Origin of the sequence: Gluconobacter japonicus (assembly GCF_002723975.1) — a bacterium.
Taxonomy (GTDB): Bacteria; Pseudomonadota; Alphaproteobacteria; order Acetobacterales; family Acetobacteraceae; genus Gluconobacter; species Gluconobacter japonicus.
The window spans coordinates 47,592-64,314 of sequence record NZ_BEWO01000009.1 but is presented as its reverse complement, the minus strand read 5'-3'; the positions used below and the strand labels follow the sequence as shown (position 1 = coordinate 64,314).

Below are 16,723 nucleotides of genomic sequence, written 5' to 3'. Positions count from 1 at the left end.
TTCCTCTGTTTTCCACGGGAGTTCCGTCCTGAGCGCGTTTCTTTCTCCGGACCTCCCGGTCACGGCTATTCTTCCAGAGCTTCTGGGCGTACTTGAACAACAGCCCAATGCTGTTCTGGTGGCTCCTCCGGGCGCCGGTAAGACGACTTTGACCCCATTGGCGTTGCTCGATGTGCCATGGCTTGCCGGGCAGAAAATCATTCTTGTCGAACCGCGCCGTGTTGCCGTGCGTGGTGCCGCATCCCGGATGGCCAGCACACTTGGCGAGCGTCCCGGCGAGACCGTTGGCTTTCGAACCCGTACGGATTCTGCTGTTTCCAGTCGCACGCGCATCGAAGTCGTGACGGAAGGGCTGCTCGTTCGCCGCCTTCTGGCAGACCCGACACTTGATGGCGTTGGTGCTGTCCTGTTCGATGAAGTTCATGAACGGTCGCTGGATCTGGATGCCGCGCTGGCTTTTTGTCTGGATCTTCAGCGAGAACTGCGGCCCGATTTACGTATTCTGGCGATGTCTGCAACGCCAGACGGTCGCGCTTTCACAACGCTTATGAATGCGCCTCTCATCGAGAGTGAAGGGCGACAGTACCCGATTGATGTCCGACACACCCGTGACATCCCGCATCCACGAGATCTGCCGGAGGCCTGTGCTCGAGCCATCCGACAGGCATGGTCGGAAGAAGATGGCGATATTCTCGCCTTCCTGCCAGGTGTTGGTGAAATTCGCCGGACGCAGGCACTGCTTGGGGAGTCCGTGCCTGTTTTCCCGCTTCATGGTGAACAGACAATGGAAGATCAGGATCGTGCGATTGCACCGTCCGTCGTCCGTCGTGTCGTGCTGGCAACGTCCATTGCAGAAACATCCGTGACGGTTTCAGGCGTCAGGATTGTCGTGGATGGTGGCCTTCGACGGGCGCCCCGTCTGGACCCGAATACGGGTCTGTCCCGGCTGGAAACGCTGAAGATCTCCCGTGCGACAGCAACCCAGCGGGCCGGGCGCGCTGGGCGACAGTCTCCCGGTATCGCAATTCGTCTCTGGTCTGAAGCCACGCAGCGTGCGCTTCGTCCACAGGATGCGCCTGAAATTCTTGTCGCAGACCTGACGGATTTTGCTCTTGTGACTGCCGCCTGGCAGGACGTCATGGGCACGTCTCTCGATGATCTGCCTCTACTGGATGCGCCGCCTGCCGGGGTTCTGAAAGGAGGCCGCGAATTGCTCCGTGACCTTGGTGCCATCGACGCAGCGGGGCACATCACACCGCTCGGGAAACGGATGGCGGGATTGGGAACTCATCCGCGTTTGGCCGCGATGCTCTGTGCGGCAAAGACCATTCCCGAACGCGTTACAGCGGCTTGTCTTGCAGCCCTTCTGGAAGAGCGCGATCCTCTTCGTCCAAGACCGAATACGTCCGCAGGCGCATCAGCAGGAGCGGATATTCGCACGCGTCTGGCTCTTTTCGAACGCGATGACCCTCGTGCCGACCGGGCCAGCCTGTTTCACATGCGCCAATCTGCCAAGCGCTTCCTGCGCCGGATGGGTGGCAAGGATCTTCCTCTTAGCCCAATGCCTGCACATGCCGGACCACTTCTGGCGGCCGGTTTTCCAGACCGGGTGGCGCAGGCGGCTGGCGAATTGGGGCGCTTTCGTCTTGCAGGCGGAGGAAGTGCGCGCGTCTCGGCTAATGATGGTCTGGCACGGGAAAAGCTGCTGGCTGCTGCGGCCTTTCATACCCGGACGTCCACGGAAATCACTCTTGCCGCGCCTCTGGATGCGGAAAACCTGCCCCAAATGCTGCTGGACCGGACCACCGAACAGGTGGAGACCAGTCTGGATGGTGCTTCCGGACGCATCATCGCCCGGCGCCGTCTTCGTCTTGGCGCGCTGATTCTGCGAGACCGCAATACGGAAGTAACGCCGGAGGAAGCACAGGCGCTCCTTCTCCAGCAGATCCAGTCCGATCTGCCACGAGCCCTCGACTGGTCCGACGCGACCCGACAGTTTCAGGCGCGTGTCGCTCATGCCCGGACAGCCTATGCGCCTCATCTGCCGGACCTGTCTTTGGAAGCTCTGGCGCAAAATCTGGAATGGCTCGAACCCTATCTGGCGGGGTGTGACCGTTTAACGCAGGTCAAGGCGCTGGATCTTCTGTCCATCCTGCGTGCGCAACTGGATTACGCTGATCTGTCGGCGTTGGATCGCAAATTACCGCCACGTTTGACGCTGAAAGCCAGCACGCACGAGATTGATTATACGGGTGCGATTCCAACAGTTTCTGCTCGTGCGCAGGCTTTCTATGGAACAGCCTCTACGCCTGTGCTGGCTGACGGTCAGGTCGCGCTTCAATGTGCGCTTCTCTCACCTGCTGGTCGTCCGCAGGCGATTACAGCCGATCTGGCAGGCTTCTGGAAAGGAAGCTGGTTGGATATGCGTAAGGACATGCGAGGCCGTTACCCTAGGCATGACTGGCCGGAAGACCCGGCGACCGCTGAGCCTCCCAAGCCCAGGCCAAAACGTTAGCCCAGTCGTAGGGTGGCGTTGCGGAAAAGTGCCCGAACGCCCTCCGCATTCACGTCCGTACATACCTGAACGGAAGGGCGATGATCCCAGTCGCCCGGCGGATAGACGCGTCCATCAGCTTTCAGAATGGATTCTCCCAAAGCGACGCTTTCCGTTGCAATCCGGACAGCTCCTTTCTGGGTTTTGAAGAGTTCGGGGGCGATGACGTAGGCAGCGGCGGAGGCGTCATTGACGTAAATGCCGTTCAGGCCGAGACCGTGATGGAAAGTCATGTAAACGCGGGTAATGTCCCACAGGAACTGCCCGGCTTTGCTACCATGTTGGCGCAGATCGGCGAAATACGCATCCGTCATGATGGTTTGCGTCGTGACATCCAGCCCCACGATCGTCAGGGGCCAACCTGCGGCACAAATTTCGTCTGCTGCACGGGGATCACCATGGAAATTAGCCTCCGCAGCGGGTGTGACGTTTCCGCGCGCGCTATGATACCCGAACGCTCCACCCATTAGCACGACCTCCCGAACCAGCCCGGCAATCTCCGGCGCTTTTCGCAGGGCGAGGGCCAGATTGGTCATATGTCCCGTTGCAACCAGCGTGATCTCGTGCGGGTTGGCTCGCACAAGGTCGATAATCAGGTCATGAGCGGGACGGGGATCGAGCTTTTTCCGGGTTGCGGGAAGAGGGATGTCACCCAGTGCGTTTCGTCCATGAATGGTGACAGGCGGTGAGGATATTACGCCATCCAAAGACGCTCCCTGACCTTTTGCGACAGGAGCGGTTATGCCGAACCTGTCTGCCAGATACAGCGCATTGCGTGTCGTGGTTTCGATCAGACCATTGCCGGCCGCTGTGGTGATCCCGGCGATTGAAATACCAGGCGTGCCATGGAGTAGTAGAAGCGCCATGGCATTGTCGACACCCGGATCGGTATCCAGAATGATCTTGCGGCCGGGCGCCTGTGCCTGAACCTGTATCGGTAAGGCCGCAAGGGATGCTAATCCCGCAGAGTGGGCGAGCAGAGAGCGGCGGGACAGGCTCATGGCGGATCCTTGCGGATTGAAGTGACCGTTACTATCCGGGAATGACCTGTCTGCCGCAAGCGCTCAGCGTAGTCGAAGGGCGAAGCGCCCAGCTCCGGCAGAGGCAAGGATGAAAAGGCCACCGGCAATGCTGATGTTCTTGTAGAAATGGATCATCATGTCGTAGCGGAGCATTCCAGACATGGTCCAGAAATGATGGCCGATCAGCCCTGTAATAATCGTATACAGGGCGAGAATGATGGCCACGGGCTCAATCAGAAAACCGGTCACCAACGCTAGTCCGGCACCCAGTTCGACGATGATGGCCAGAGCGGCAGAAAGGGTCGGTACGGGCGCACCTGTCTGCACCATATAGCCTACTGCAGCCTGAAAGTCGGTCAGCTTTCCCCATCCCATGACAAGGAACAGGATGGCCATCAGAAGGCGGCCAGCAAGGAGGAGGGCATCACGGGGAAGAAGGGAAGCGAACATTGGATTATCTTTCAGGGAGGAGAAGAACTGCCTGAAAGATAGGTGAGTTTAAAAAGTCGAAAAATAGAAATCATAGAATTGTTTGATTTCCAAAAATTTTATTATGTAGCATATAGACGCAATGCTTGGACGTTCAAAAAACGCCCGTGTAGCGCTTCTTTTAGGAGCTTCGGCTATTTTGTGTTAGCAGCTGAAATATGACGATGTTCGTGACCTGTTTCCTATGAATCGCTCTCTTCAGGCCGCAGTAATCGGGGCAGGGACAGCGACTGTCGTGACAGTGGGGGTCATGCTCGCATGGCGCGCGCATGACAGCAGCTCACGGACTTCTTCACCCTCATCACAGGTCTCTTCTGCAACGGTTCAGCCGCCCGTGGCCAAATCGCTGCCACCCGTTGTTTCTGGCGGTTCTTTGGCCGGTGAAAGCACGGATGCACACGGTATCCCGACGCAGCCCCCGGTCCCCGCAGCAGCGCCCGCTCTTCCACCACTTCTGGTCAAATACGGCCCCCTGAGTTTTGCGCCGCTCGTCCGACAGGTCATTCCGGCTGTCGTCAATATTGCTATTACCCAGAACAGCCCTGACGGCCACGACCACGTTCCCCCGCAAATCAAGGGAACACCGCTGGAAAAGCGTTATCATGATCGCATGAAGCGCCAGCAGGATGAAATGGTTGGCGCGGGGTCTGGCTTTATTGTGGATGCGACCGGCATCATTGTCACGAACCGTCACGTTGTTGGCGGCGCTGACAAGGTGGTCGTGTCCCTCTCCAATGGCCACGAAATGCCAGCCCGGCTTCTGGGGGCTGACCCGCTGACGGATATTGCCGTCATCAAGGTCGATAGCCCTGAGCCTCTTCCGCACGTCACGTGGGGTGACAGCCGACAGACGGATATCGGAGACTGGATTCTCGTAGCGGGTAATCCGTTCGGTTTCGGATCTTCCGTTACGGCTGGTATCGTTTCAGCCGTCGGGCGTGATCTCGGGATTGGTTCCCTGGATGATTTCATCCAGCTCGATGCGCCGATCAATCCGGGCAATTCCGGGGGGCCAGCTTTCAATATGCGTGGACAGGTCGTGGCCGTGAATGCGGCGATCGTGACGCCTGCGGGTGGCTCGGTGGGGATTGGTTTCGGCATCCCGTCCGAAATCGTGGCGCCCATTGTTGCGGAAATCGAAGCCACGGGTCACGCCGAACATGGCTGGCTTGGGATCACGCTTGATGACAGTGATACCGATGTCGGCATCGCGGGTGTCGATAACGGTGGGCCAGCCCAGAAAAGTGGCCTGCGCCGTGGCGATATCGTCCGTCAGGTGGATGGAACGCCCGTGATCAGCGCCCGAATGCTGCTGCGCAGCATAGCGGCTGCCAAGCCGGGCATGGTGCTGAATTTTGGGGTCCGTCGTGGAGATAAGGATCTGACACTTCCTGTTCATATCGGCCCGCGCCCGAAGAATGCGGATAACTGAACAACGCTTCACTTTGACCCACGCAAACAAGCCGGTATTCTGTAGGTCTGACGCTGCGTTCAGTTGTCCGGAAAGAAGAGAGTAACATCCATGCGTATCCTGCTTGTCGAGGACGATTCCACAGTCCGCGCCTTTGTTCTCAAGGGGTTGCGCGAGGCCGGGCATGTCGTTGATGAAGCGGATAACGGTAAGGACGGTCTGTTTCTGGCGGTTAGCGAGAATTACGACGTTGTCATCCTGGATCGCATGTTGCCGGGCGGCATTGATGGTCTGCGTATTCTGGAAACGCTGCGCGGCCAGCAGAACGCCACGCCTGTTCTGCTTCTCTCGGCTCTCGCGGATGTCGATGAACGTGTTGCCGGCCTGAAGGCTGGCGGCGACGATTACATGACGAAGCCGTTCGCGTTCTCCGAACTGCTGGCTCGCGTGGAAGCTCTTGGTCGGCGTGGGCGCCCGGAATCTGCTCCCCAGACGCGTCTGACGGTCGGTGATCTGGAAATGGATCTGCTGTCCCGGACGGTGAAGCGTGGCAATGAAAAGATTGATCTTCAACCCCGCGAATTTCGTCTGCTGGAATTCCTGATCCGCCATGCGGGACAGGTCGTGACCCGTACCATGCTGCTGGAGCGCGTGTGGGATTATCACTTCGACCCACAGACGAATGTGATCGACGTGCATGTGTCCCGCCTTCGCCAGAAGGTGGACAAGCCGTTTGCGACTCCCCTCATTCATACGATCCGGAACGCCGGCTACATCCTGCGCGCGGACTGATCCGTGAACATTTGGCGTGGGCTCAAGCGGCTGGGAAAGCGTTTACGCTGGCCGATCCGGTCTGCTGGGCTGAACTTTGCGCTCGCTTACGGGCTGGTGTTTATCATCTCGGCCGGTGTGTTCCTGTCTTTCATCTGGTGGAACACGACTGGCCAGCTTGATCGGCAGGTCGAGGCCGCCGTTCAGGTTGACGCGCATGATCTGGCCCAACGCTGGGTTCATGGTGGCCCTGCTGCTCTGGCCCTCGCTATTCAGGATCGGCTGGATCAGAACGTCGAGGATGACGAACTCTATCTTCTGGTCGGCCCGGACGGCCGGAAATATGCCGGTAACCTCCCCGGATGGCCGGTCGTCATCACGCAGATGGACGAGTTTTACGAACTCTCCATCCGGCGGGATGGCTTTCGCACACAGGCCAAAATGCATGCTTACCCGCTTTCAGAAGGGTTCCGCCTGATTGTTGGCCGGGACGTTCGGGGGCGTCAGGTTGTCCGGCATGTTCTGACCGATACGCTCATCTGGGCGTGGGTCATGGTGTCTCTGCTGGCGGCAGGCGGAACATTGGCCATCCGCCGGATTTTCCGACAGGTGGTCCATTCGATTGCCCGCACAACCTCCGCCGTGGCGCAGGGTGACCTGAGCCGTCGTATTCCTCTGACGGGGAATGAAACCGATCTTGTGGCGCAGACGGTCAACACCATGCTGGAGCGTATCAATCGTCTTATGGACGGTGTGCGACAGGTGTCGAATGCCATTGCGCATGATCTGCGCACTCCCATCACCCGTGCCCGTGCCCGGCTGGAAGATGCGAGCCTGACTGCGACGTCTGAAGACGAACTCCGCGCGGCGATTGACCGCGCTGTGCTGGATCTGGATCGCGTGACCTTCATTTTCGAGGCATTGCTCCGAATTGCCCAGCTTGAGGCGGGCGCGCGGCGTGCTGCCTTCACGGTGTTGGACATCGGCCCTCTTCTCGAAGGTCTGACCGAGCTTTATGAGGCCTCCATGGAGGAGGCTGGTCTGATGCTGGACCTGAAGCTAGGCCAGATTGGTCCCGTAAACGGCGATCCGCATCTTTTACAGCAGGCGGTCGCCAACTTGCTGGATAATGCGATCAAGTTTGCTCCGGCCAACTCAACCATCACCCTGTCCGCCGCCATGCAGAATGACAGCGTTGCGATTTCGGTGGCCGATCAGGGACCAGGAATGGAGGAGCAGGATATGATGCGGGCCTCGGAACGCTTTTTTCGGGCTGAGGCTGCTCGTAATACGCCGGGGGCAGGCTTGGGCCTGTCTTTGGTTCAGGCTGTTGTGCACCTGCACGGCGGCACTATGGAGCTGGCGAATGGTCATCCGGGGTTACGGGTGATGCTGCACCTACCTGTTGCTCAGAAAAAAAGCACATTGCCAGCATGACGGAAGTTTCATTCCTCCCTCACACTTGGCTTAGGTGAAAAGGCTTAAAGAAGGCGAAATGCGCCTTCTGTCCCCCACCACTGTCTGTCTTCTGGGTCTTGGCCTAATGGGAAGCCTTGCGGCTGCTCCCGCCGGGCATGGGCCGTCTCAGTCGCTGGTTTCCCGCCCTGCGGTCGGGAAAGAGGATGGCGCAATTTCCGTGACATCGGACAGTGCCGAATACTGTACGCAACTTACCCGGAATGTGGATCAGCTTCTGGCCATGCCGCATGGGATTCCGGTTGGTGTCATGGATGATGCAAAGCGGCTGCGGACGGAAGGAGATACGCTCTGCAAGCATCGCCATCTTCGCGCTGGGATCGCAAGGCTGCGTCGTGCGTTGGTTCTGCTGGAACATAGTCAGGAGCATTCATGAAACGCTTATTCCGTCTGGTCACGCCCTTGGCCGTTTTGTCTCTGGCCGCCTTCTGTCAGGCCCGCGCCGAGGATAGCCCTAACGGAACTCAGCTTGATTTCACGGTGACGGGAGAAGCCCATGCGGCTCCTACGCTTCTGACCGTGCGCCTCTTTGGGCGGGCTGACAGCACGTCTGCGATTGAGGCTCAGAAAACCCTGAATGCGCATATGGCCGATGCGATGAAGATGGCGTCCGGTCAAGCGGGGATTGAGGCTCAGGCGGACAGCTATTCCCTGTCTGACCAGACACCCGAGCGTGGTCCGACGCGCTGGACGGCGCGTCAGGACCTGAGTCTGAGCGGCAAGGAAGCCGTGGCGATTCTGGATCTGTCGGGCAAGCTGCAGAGCCATGGCTTGATGATGGATGGTCTGGAGTGGTCTCTGGATTCCGAAACCCGTGAGACACTCCTCGCGCAGGCCCGCACGCAGGCTCTTCAAAAAGTCCGTAAGGAAGCGGAGGAGAGCGCCAGAACGCTCGGGCTACATGTTGTTCGCCTGAAGCAGGTGCGCGTTTCTTCCATGGAACCTGGGCCTCGTCCGGTCATGCTTATGGCTGCGCGTGCGTCAGGGGATTCTTTTACGCCTCCGCAGGGCACACCTCAGGAGCAGACCTTGCGCGTAACCGTTAGTGTTCAGGCTGAACTGGCTCCCTGACGTGCCACAGGTGACAGTCTGGCACGATGGCAACTGTCCCTTGTGCCAGAAAGAAATTGCTTTGATGCGTCGGTTGGATTGGCGTGGAAATATCCAGTTCATTGATGCGACCAGCGAGACAGCAGACTGTCCTTTAAGCCGGCATGAGCTTCTGGAGCGCTTCCATGCCAGAGAAGGGGAGCAGATATATGACGGTGCCGCGGCTTTTGCCGCCATGTGGCGCGCCATTCCACCCCTGAGGCTACTGGGCGAAATCGCGCGGTTTCCGCTTATGCTTCGGGGACTTGAGTATCTGTATGGCCATTTCCTGAGGGTGCGGCCCGTCCTTCAAAAGATTATGCGAAAAATCGGGCATTAAATTCCATTTTCTCTCAGAAACGGTTTGCTGGTAGAAACTTTCAGACATATTTTGACATGATTCACCGGGAGGGGATGTGTCATGCGGGTCTGGCTTTCTGCTGTTGTCGTTTTTTTATGCCTCGCAAGCTCTGGCGCTCATGCGCAGGAGCATCTGGTCGTTAAAGGATATTCCTCAGACCAGACCAGTCATGCGGTTGAGGAGATCGTCCAACCAAGGACCGATCGCCAGATTGCCCGCTGGAACCAGATGGTTTGCCCGCAATTTGTTGGCTTTCCTGCGGATGTGGAAAGGCAGTTCGAGGCCCATCTGGAAGACCGGTTTGCGAGATACGGGATTCCGGTCAAAGCGCACTGTCCAATCCCGCAGCTTTTCATTCTGGCCACGGTTCATGAAAACGATCTTATCGATCATATTCTGGAGCGCGATCCCTATCTGATGCAGGGGATCGACGTTTCTGCTGCGTTTGCGGATAATTTTCGTCTGCCGCCCGCCGATGTCCGGCATGCCATTCGACAGGATTATCCTGTCCGCTGGTTTTCTGATGTGGGGATCGAATACAACGGACAAACAGGAACGCATCTCCTGAATGGAAACCTGCCTCCACGTTTTGGGGGAGGAAGAGCAACGGCGCTATATATTGGCGAAATTCCGATGACGTCGTTTCTTGGGGCGATCCGGCATGAAGATATCAAGTACATGGCCATCACCGTGGACCTCTCCAAAATGGAAGGTGTTTCCTGGCCATCCTTGTTCGAATATGTCTCCATGGTGGCGCTCACCAATCCGCAGCTCAAGGATTACGACACGTCCGAGACGATACTCGGCAGTTTCGTGAAGCACAGGAAACCACAGTCAGGCGATTTTGCCATGACGGAACTGGATGATGCCGTGGTTCGCGAGTTCTATACGAATGACCGGGCAGAAGACGGTCGGGAAGAGACGCAGAAAATTACCTCTGATGTCACAGCCAGTTTGCATCCCTGATGGAAGTGGAGCCATGGCCGCATATCCGGGCAATGTTTCCATGCTTGGGGGAGGATTGAGCTTCGGTCTGGCTCATCATGGTTGAGAACAAGGCCGCGTATAACAGAAGGCTAATCTGAGGTTTTTAGGAAGTTTTTAAGGGAGAGTCCCTAGAGATGGGGCGGTAGGAGCCCGCATGACCCTCTTTGCCCCCGACCCGTTTTCTCCTGATGTTTATAATTTTACGGCCTCTCTTCGTGCTGCCGTCAGTCTGGACGAGGCCGGACGCAGAGGGGATGCTCTGGAGGCCTTGCAAGAGGCTGAGGGCCTGTTACCCGATCGTTCGGAAAGCGCTTTCCTTCTGGGGGGACTATATGAGCGGTTCCAGTATTGGCGAAAAGCCGCAGCGTTTTACGAAAAAGCCCTTCAGTCCAGGCCAGAAGCGTCGCGCGTATGGCACAGGCTTGGCATCGTGCGTCTTCATGCGGGAGATTTGCCGGAAGCGCTGGATGCTTTGGAGCATGCGGTGTCTCAGGCCCCGGAAGTTCCTGACTATGCCACGGATCTGAGTATGGTGCTCTCCAGAATGGGACGATTCGAGGAGGCGCTTTGTCTGGTACGTTTGGCCTTGACCCTCCGGCCAGACGATATCCATGCGCTTAATAATGCAGGCCATGTCCTGCAATGTCTCAACCGGTCTGCGGAAGCGATAGCCTTTTATGATACCGCGCTTCTGCAGGCTCCGTCTCATCCTGTTATCCGTTTTGGACGTGCGGCAGCGCTATTGAAAGCAGGCTTCTTTCGGGAAGGGTGGCAGGAATACGAATGGCGCTGGCAGTCTTCCCGCACAGTGAGGACAGACATCAAGGCTCCCGTCTGGGAAGGGGAAGACCTCCAGGGTAAGACGATCCTTGTGCACCATGAGCAGGGCTATGGAGACACGTTACATTTTGTGCGTCTTGTTTCCCTGCTGGCAGCCGCAGGCGCCTGTGTTGTGATGCAGGTACCAGTTCCACTTGTCCGTCTCATGGAACGCGTTGAGGGTGTAGACCGGGTTTTTTCTGTGATCCCACCTGAAGAGCGTTTTGACTATCACTGCCCGCTGATGAGTCTTCCGGCCCGCCTCAGGCTGGAGTCTGATTGTGTCGGACCGGTGCCCTATCTTTCCGTGCCGGCCGACGAGAGTGTACGACAGGGAAATCTTCTGCGGAATTTGGCGCAGGGAAATCCAGAACAGCCAGATTTCATTGTCGGGCTTGTCTGGGGAGGAGATCCCCGTTCTCACGATCTGCGAGCGACACAAACGGATCGTCGCCGAAGCATCCGGCTGGAAAATCTGGCGCCTCTTTTCTCGGTTCAGGGCATACGCTTTGTCAGCTTCCAGATGGGACTGCCAAGGCATCAGATTGAAGCTTCAGGGCTGCCTCTGATGGAGGGGACGGAGGGTATTCTGGATTTTCAGGATACTGGAGCGCGGCTGTACGGTGTGGATCTGTTGATTACGGTTGATACATCCATCGCCCATCTTGCGGGTGGACTTGGGTTGCCCGTGTGGATGCTATCTCGTGCGGATGCGTGCTGGCGATGGGGAGACAGCGGTAGCCAGACTGGATGGTATCCGACAATGCGGATTTTCCGTCAGCCCGAATCAGGCGACTGGGGACGTGTCGTAGAAGACGTGCGCGGAACTCTTGATCGTCTGATGAGCGTTTATCGTTCCTGTCAGGAAAAGCTGCCGATCATCTGAAGATCGGATACAAAAAAAGCAGCCACCCGAAGGTAACTGCTTTTCCGTAATCCAGAGCGGAGAACAGCCTTAGCGTGGTGCGATGACCATCAGCATCTGGCGGTTTTCCATGCGTGGCATCTGCTCAACCTTGGCCTTTTCTTCGACTTCGGCGCGGATGCGCTCCATCATCTTGGCACCAAGCTCCTGGTGAGCCATTTCACGGCCCTTGAAGCGCAGGGAAACCTTCACCTTGTCGCCGTCATCAAGGAACGAATTGATGGCCTTGAGTTTTGTTTGGAAGTCATGCTCGCCCGTACCCGGACGAACCTTCACTTCCTTGATCTCAATGACCTTCTGCTTCTTGCGAGCTTCGTTCTTCTTCTTCTGCTGTTCGTATTTGAACTTGCCGTAGTCCAGAATCTTCACAACAGGCGGGACAGCCGTCGGGCTGATTTCCAGCAGGTCAAGGCCAACCGAGAAAGCACGCATCAGGGCATCGCGGGTCGACATGACACCCTGCATTTCGCCTTCTTCGTCAATCAGACGAACCTGCGGAACACGGATTTCCTCGTTGACGCGCGGTCCTTCACGTGTGGGCGCGGCCTGCATCGGCGGTCTAGCTATGGTCAGCTCCTGTCGTAATTCTCATACAAGGAACAGTCTCGACGACATGGCCCACCCTTCACGGAAAAGGGCGGGATGCGGTCTTTACCGATCCCGTTCCTTCTGCACATAGTCCCGCGCCCTTCCGGGTGCAAGAGGATTAAGCACAATCCTCAGAAAAGCGCGCAATATCCGGCGGAGTTGCTTCAGTTGAGAGGGCTTTGACGGCTTCGTCGAGTCCAAGAATTTCCTGTTGCGCCCCGCCGAGGCGGCGCATGGCCACCTTGCGCTCTTCTGCCTCGCGGCGTCCGACGACCAGAATGACCGGGACACGGGCAAGGCTGTGTTCGCGGATTTTGGCGTTGATCTTGTCGTTGCGAACGTCCGTCTCAACCTGAAGACCGGCAGCCTTCAGCTTCGCGGCAACTTCCGTGGCGTAATCCGCCGCGTCGGACACGATAGAGGCCACCACAACCTGCGTCGGAGCCAGCCAGAGCGGGAACTTGCCAGCATACTGTTCAATCAGGATGCCGATGAAGCGTTCGAAACTACCAAGGATCGCACGATGCAGCATGACCGGGCGATGACGCTGGCTGTCCTCGCCAATATAGGACGCATCCAGACGTTCCGGCAGAACATAGTCCACCTGAAGCGTACCGCACTGCCAGTCACGACCGATCGCGTCCGTCAGAACGAACTCCAGCTTCGGACCATAGAAGGCGCCTTCACCTGGATTGTATTCGTACTCAACGCCAGCAATTTCACAGGCTTTCTTGAGTGATCCTTCGGCCCGATCCCAGACGTCGTCAGAACCAGCACGCGTCTCGGGGCGGTCTGAGAACTTCACGCGGAAGCTCTCGAAGCCCAGATCCGTGTAAACCTCGGCCAGCATCTTCACGAATTTTGCGGTTTCATCCGCAATCTGGTCGTCCGTGCAGAAAATATGGGCATCATCCTGTGTGAAGCCACGAACGCGCATGATGCCATGCAGTGAGCCGGACGGCTCATAACGATGGCAGGCGCCGAATTCGGCCATACGCAGTGGCAGTTCACGGTAGGACCGCAGGCCATGACGGAAAATCTGCACATGGCACGGGCAGTTCATCGGCTTCAGGGCGAGGGTTTTGTCCTCATCTTCAACCTGCGCGATGAACATGTTCTCGCGGTACTTGTCCCAGTGACCGGAAGCTTCCCAGAGGGCACGGTCCACGAGCTGCGGGGTGCGGACTTCTTCATACCCGTTCCGGGACTGCGCGCGGCGCATGTAGTCCTGAAGGACCGTGTACAGACGCCAGCCCTTGTGGTGCCAGAAAATCTGCCCGACGGCTTCTTCCTGAATGTGGAAGAGGTCCATCTCGCGGCCAATGCGGCGATGATCGCGCTTCTCGGCTTCTTCCAGACGCGTCAGATGAGCGTCCAGCTCCTTCTTGTCACGCCAGGCTGTGCCGTAAATGCGGGTCAGCATGGGGTTGCGATGGTCACCGCGCCAGTAGGCACCGGCCACACGCATGAGCTTGAACGCTGTTCCGACGTCTGCCGTCCCGCGTAGATGCGGACCGCGGCAGAGATCGAGCCATTCGCCCTGACGGTAGATCGAAATCTGCTCGTCTTCCGGCAGATCGCGGATCAGCTCGGCCTTGAAGTCCTCACCCTTCTCTTCGAAGAAGCGGATGGCTTCGTCACGATCCCATACTTCACGGGTGAAGGGAGCGTTGGCCGCCACAATCTCGCGCATCTTGGCTTCGATGGCCTCGAAGTCATCCGGCGTGAACGGCTTCTCGCGGGAGAAATCGTAATAGAAGCCGTCCTTGATGCTCGGACCGATCGTGACCTGCGTTTCCGGCCAGAGCGATTGTACGGCTTCTGCCAGAACATGGGCCGCGTCATGGCGGATCATTTCAAGGGAGGCGTCGTCCTTCTTGGTGACGAACTTGACGGCCGCATCGTCCGCAATCTCGGTCGCGAGATCGACGAGCCTGCCGTTCACCTCCATGGCCAGGGCGGCTTTTGCCAGCCCCGGACCGATGGAGGCCGCGATAGTCGTGCCCGTCACGGTCCCGTCGAACGTGCGGACGCTTCCGTCGGGGAGTGTGATGGCGGGCATGGGATCGCTCCTCTGCGATGGCTCCCGGCAGCCCTCTGCCGGGAAAAAGACACGCGTAAATGGCCCCAATCCGGTATGGGCTGCAAGCCCTGCACCGGTGGGAAGTCGGATTTATCGGTCGTTAGTCGCTGTCTGAAGGGTAAAAGGTGCCAGTCCGGCTCCGTTTGGCAGGCGTCCCTCGCGCCATCCGGCATCCATATAATGGATCAGGGGCCAGATGCCGTAGAACGCATCTTTCACCACATCTGCGTTTTCATGGGCGTAAAACAGCGGATCAAACAGAACGTATTCGTGCTGTGATCCATCTTCAATCCGGCGGTGCGCTAAAAAATTCTGTGGAATATGGACTGGAAACTGTGGAGCCGGAGCATCGCCCAGAAGGAGAGCGGGATCTATACCCAGAGCGCTGAAATGCTGTGCGATGGCAGGTGCGTAGATATCGGGTGTGTGCAGATAGCTCCGGAGAAAATCTTCCCGACTTGCCTGAAAATAATACCGGAGATGATACCCTTCCTGCGGGTTTTGTGGCGTGATCTGGCCTGCTTTTGGTTTCTCGCCAGGAATGGCGCCAGCGATATGGGAGAGTTTTTGTCGTGCGAAGCGGCGGATCTCTTCATAATCCGGTCGGTTGTGCAGATGAATATGCACAAAGGGCGTGCGGACGCAGCGTTCAGGATAAATGGTTTGCGGCGCATGAAGTCCACGGTCCAGCCCGACAATCGTATGGGCTCTGAACAGGGCGCGCGGTACGGATTGCGGACGGTAATAGCCTGGTGCATCCGGCACATTCAGGAGCAGCCGGTCTGTAATCAGCGTGGCCTGCTCGTCTTTCAGAAGTTCGAACTGTGCCCGGATTTCTGATGGATCGACGGATAGCCGGTCCAGAAAGAATGCGAGAAACTCGTCGCAATCCATAGGAAGGGCGAAATCGCAGGCATTGTCTGCATCCCATCCACGGATAACGTCCGCGAAGATGTCTCCCTTCCGCAGGAAATCCCTGTGAGACCGGTATTTGCGGATAATCTGAACGCCCTGCGCTTCGTAGCGCTTCTGCACGGCCTTGACGTGCGGGTCCGTCGAGCCGTTGTCGATCACGGTCAGATTGGAAAGGCCGAAAATGGCCCCATGCCAGAGAATCCACGGCTCAAGAAGCGTGGCCTCGTTCTTCTGCATCGTGATGCAACGGATGACGGTCATGCCGGGAGGAGGGCCTCTATCCTAGAAGCGGGCAACAACGCCAGATCCGGAACGTCCAGAATGGTTGTGCGCCCTGGGGTCAGGGTCAGTGGGGCTGTCAGGCGGGGGTCGCTATCCTGCGAGAACAGGGCGATGACCGGTCGGTCCATGGCGGCGGCCAGATGCATCGGGCCGGTGTCGTTGCCAATGACCTGTTCGGCGCGGTCCAGTACACCAGCTAACTCGATCAGGTTGGTTTTTCCTGTCAGATCTATGGCCTGTGGGCAAACGGTTCGGATCTGCTCGGCCAGAGGTGTCTCCGCCGCGCTTCCCGCAATAATGGGTGTGATCCCGCGCTGAAACAGGGCTTGGGCTACTTCGGCAAATCGTGTGACAGGCCAGCGTTTCTGAGGACGATGCGGGGCTGCTCCAGGCACCAGAATAACATACCGCCCCTGAATCTTCGGTCCGTGACCTTGCAGCCATTCTGGGACGATACGCGGGAGCGGCGGCACACCGGCGGCACGAAGCTGATCATCCAGACGGGCGAGCGTGTGCATGTCGTTGCGGGAAGGATTGGCGTGGGGGTGGCAACAGCCACTGGAAATCCCGGACCAGTTTCTTGGGCGACCTGCCAGCCGGAAATAGGTTTTTGAGCGGCCAGATGTCTGAAGATCGAAAATACGATCAAATCCCCGCAGCGTCCGGGAGAGCCGGAATAACGCGATCGGGTGTTTCAGGGAAGGGCGCTGGTCTGTCGTCACATCGTCGAACCATGGCGCTGCTTTGGCAAAATCCACAAAAGGCGGTGTGGTCAGCAACGTGATGTGATCATCCGGGAACGCAGCCCGAATGGAAGAGAAGGCTCCAAAAGCCTGAACGAAATCGCCCAGAGCGCCGAGCTTGATGACGAGAATACGACTCATACCCTGATTTCTAGCAGGGTCTGACGGAACGCCAACTCCCAGAGCCGACGTTCCGCAAAAGAAATCC

At 57.8% G+C, this 16,723-nt stretch carries 15 protein-coding genes; 9 read left to right on the top strand and 6 right to left on the bottom strand.

The genetic code is table 11. The features are described 5' to 3' along the window. The first annotated feature begins 28 nt into the window (after positions 1-28). Entirely contained in the window at positions 29-2,515 is a 2,487-nt protein-coding gene (gene hrpB / locus GJA01_RS08030) for an ATP-dependent helicase HrpB (RefSeq protein ID WP_169925630.1), read from the top strand. Here the strand turns inward: hrpB and GJA01_RS08025 are convergent. Beyond that, on the bottom strand, positions 2,512-3,555 hold the full coding sequence (locus GJA01_RS08025; protein ID WP_062504486.1) for a nucleoside hydrolase: 1,044 nt from the start codon (positions 3,553-3,555) through the stop codon (positions 2,512-2,514). The genes hrpB and GJA01_RS08025 overlap by 4 nt on opposite strands. A 63-nt stretch (positions 3,556-3,618) precedes the next feature. Further along, complete coding sequence (locus GJA01_RS08020; protein WP_062504484.1) at positions 3,619-4,026, bottom strand: DoxX family protein; 408 nt, start codon at positions 4,024-4,026, stop codon at positions 3,619-3,621. Positions 4,027-4,249: 223 nt separating this feature from the next. Between GJA01_RS08020 and GJA01_RS08015 the strand changes: the two genes are divergently transcribed. The 8 genes from GJA01_RS08015 to GJA01_RS07980 all read left to right on the top strand — a co-directional run bounded on the left by GJA01_RS08015 (position 4,250) and on the right by GJA01_RS07980 (position 11,865). Continuing rightward, positions 4,250-5,497 (top strand): S1C family serine protease, encoded by a 1,248-nt coding sequence (locus tag GJA01_RS08015; protein WP_062504482.1) that lies wholly within the window; start codon positions 4,250-4,252, stop codon positions 5,495-5,497. 90 nt (positions 5,498-5,587) lie between these two features. Next, complete coding sequence (locus GJA01_RS08010; RefSeq protein ID WP_010503464.1) at positions 5,588-6,268, top strand: winged helix-turn-helix domain-containing protein; 681 nt, start codon at positions 5,588-5,590, stop codon at positions 6,266-6,268. Between the two features lie 3 nt (positions 6,269-6,271). Further along, positions 6,272-7,684, top strand: coding sequence for a sensor histidine kinase (locus GJA01_RS08005; RefSeq protein WP_062504480.1), 1,413 nt, complete (start codon positions 6,272-6,274; stop codon positions 7,682-7,684). 58 nt (positions 7,685-7,742) lie between these two features. After that, a complete protein-coding gene (locus GJA01_RS08000) occupies positions 7,743-8,099 on the top strand; it encodes a hypothetical protein (protein WP_062504478.1) in 357 nt (118 codons plus the stop codon). Continuing rightward, positions 8,096-8,794, top strand: a complete 699-nt coding sequence (locus GJA01_RS07995) for an SIMPL domain-containing protein (protein WP_062504476.1) — start codon at positions 8,096-8,098, stop codon at positions 8,792-8,794. Before GJA01_RS08000 ends, GJA01_RS07995 begins: the two co-directional genes overlap by 4 nt. Beyond that, the gene (locus GJA01_RS07990) at positions 8,769-9,152 is read left to right on the top strand and encodes a thiol-disulfide oxidoreductase DCC family protein (protein WP_306417367.1); all 384 of its coding nucleotides are present in this window, start codon (positions 8,769-8,771) and stop codon (positions 9,150-9,152) included. The genes GJA01_RS07995 and GJA01_RS07990 overlap by 26 nt, the downstream gene beginning before the upstream one ends. 81 nt (positions 9,153-9,233) lie before the next feature. Next, positions 9,234-10,139 (top strand): hypothetical protein, encoded by a 906-nt coding sequence (locus GJA01_RS07985; RefSeq protein WP_062504475.1) that lies wholly within the window; start codon positions 9,234-9,236, stop codon positions 10,137-10,139. A gap of 175 nt (positions 10,140-10,314) precedes the next feature. Next, on the top strand, positions 10,315-11,865 hold the full coding sequence (locus GJA01_RS07980; protein ID WP_062504472.1) for a tetratricopeptide repeat protein: 1,551 nt from the start codon (positions 10,315-10,317) through the stop codon (positions 11,863-11,865). A 69-nt stretch (positions 11,866-11,934) separates the two neighbouring features. On the opposite strand, the gene infC is transcribed toward GJA01_RS07980, so the two are convergent. The 4 genes from infC to GJA01_RS07960 form a co-directional block, all read right to left on the bottom strand. Further along, the gene (infC, locus tag GJA01_RS07975) at positions 11,935-12,456 is read right to left on the bottom strand and encodes a translation initiation factor IF-3 (protein ID WP_010503474.1); all 522 of its coding nucleotides are present in this window, start codon (positions 12,454-12,456) and stop codon (positions 11,935-11,937) included. A gap of 154 nt (positions 12,457-12,610) precedes the next feature. Then, entirely contained in the window at positions 12,611-14,554 is a 1,944-nt protein-coding gene (gene thrS / locus GJA01_RS07970) for a threonine--tRNA ligase (RefSeq protein ID WP_062504470.1), read from the bottom strand. A 111-nt stretch (positions 14,555-14,665) separates the two neighbouring features. Further along, positions 14,666-15,751 carry a glycosyltransferase family 2 protein gene (locus GJA01_RS07965; RefSeq protein WP_062504468.1) on the bottom strand — a complete coding sequence of 362 codons (1,086 nt, stop codon included), beginning with the start codon at positions 15,749-15,751 and terminating at the stop codon, positions 14,666-14,668. Further along, on the bottom strand, positions 15,748-16,656 hold the full coding sequence (locus GJA01_RS07960; protein WP_062504466.1) for a glycosyltransferase family 9 protein: 909 nt from the start codon (positions 16,654-16,656) through the stop codon (positions 15,748-15,750). The genes GJA01_RS07965 and GJA01_RS07960 overlap by 4 nt, the downstream gene beginning before the upstream one ends. Positions 16,657-16,723 lie beyond the last annotated feature (67 nt).

Coding starts and splice junctions, on each gene's coding strand:
- GJA01_RS07960 (WP_062504466.1), bottom strand. CDS start 16,656: ATGAGTCGTATTCTCGTCATCAAGCTCGGCGCTCTGGGCGATTTCGTT.
- GJA01_RS07965 (WP_062504468.1), bottom strand. CDS start 15,751: ATGACCGTCATCCGTTGCATCACGATGCAGAAGAACGAGGCCACGCTT.
- GJA01_RS08025 (WP_062504486.1), bottom strand. CDS start 3,555: ATGAGCCTGTCCCGCCGCTCTCTGCTCGCCCACTCTGCGGGATTAGCA.
- GJA01_RS08015 (WP_062504482.1), top strand. CDS start 4,250: ATGAATCGCTCTCTTCAGGCCGCAGTAATCGGGGCAGGGACAGCGACT.
- GJA01_RS07980 (WP_062504472.1), top strand. CDS start 10,315: ATGACCCTCTTTGCCCCCGACCCGTTTTCTCCTGATGTTTATAATTTT.
- GJA01_RS08020 (WP_062504484.1), bottom strand. CDS start 4,026: ATGTTCGCTTCCCTTCTTCCCCGTGATGCCCTCCTCCTTGCTGGCCGC.
- GJA01_RS08000 (WP_062504478.1), top strand. CDS start 7,743: ATGCGCCTTCTGTCCCCCACCACTGTCTGTCTTCTGGGTCTTGGCCTA.
- GJA01_RS07995 (WP_062504476.1), top strand. CDS start 8,096: ATGAAACGCTTATTCCGTCTGGTCACGCCCTTGGCCGTTTTGTCTCTG.
- GJA01_RS07985 (WP_062504475.1), top strand. CDS start 9,234: ATGCGGGTCTGGCTTTCTGCTGTTGTCGTTTTTTTATGCCTCGCAAGC.
- infC (WP_010503474.1), bottom strand. CDS start 12,456: ATGCAGGCCGCGCCCACACGTGAAGGACCGCGCGTCAACGAGGAAATC.
- thrS (WP_062504470.1), bottom strand. CDS start 14,554: ATGCCCGCCATCACACTCCCCGACGGAAGCGTCCGCACGTTCGACGGG.
- GJA01_RS08010 (WP_010503464.1), top strand. CDS start 5,588: ATGCGTATCCTGCTTGTCGAGGACGATTCCACAGTCCGCGCCTTTGTT.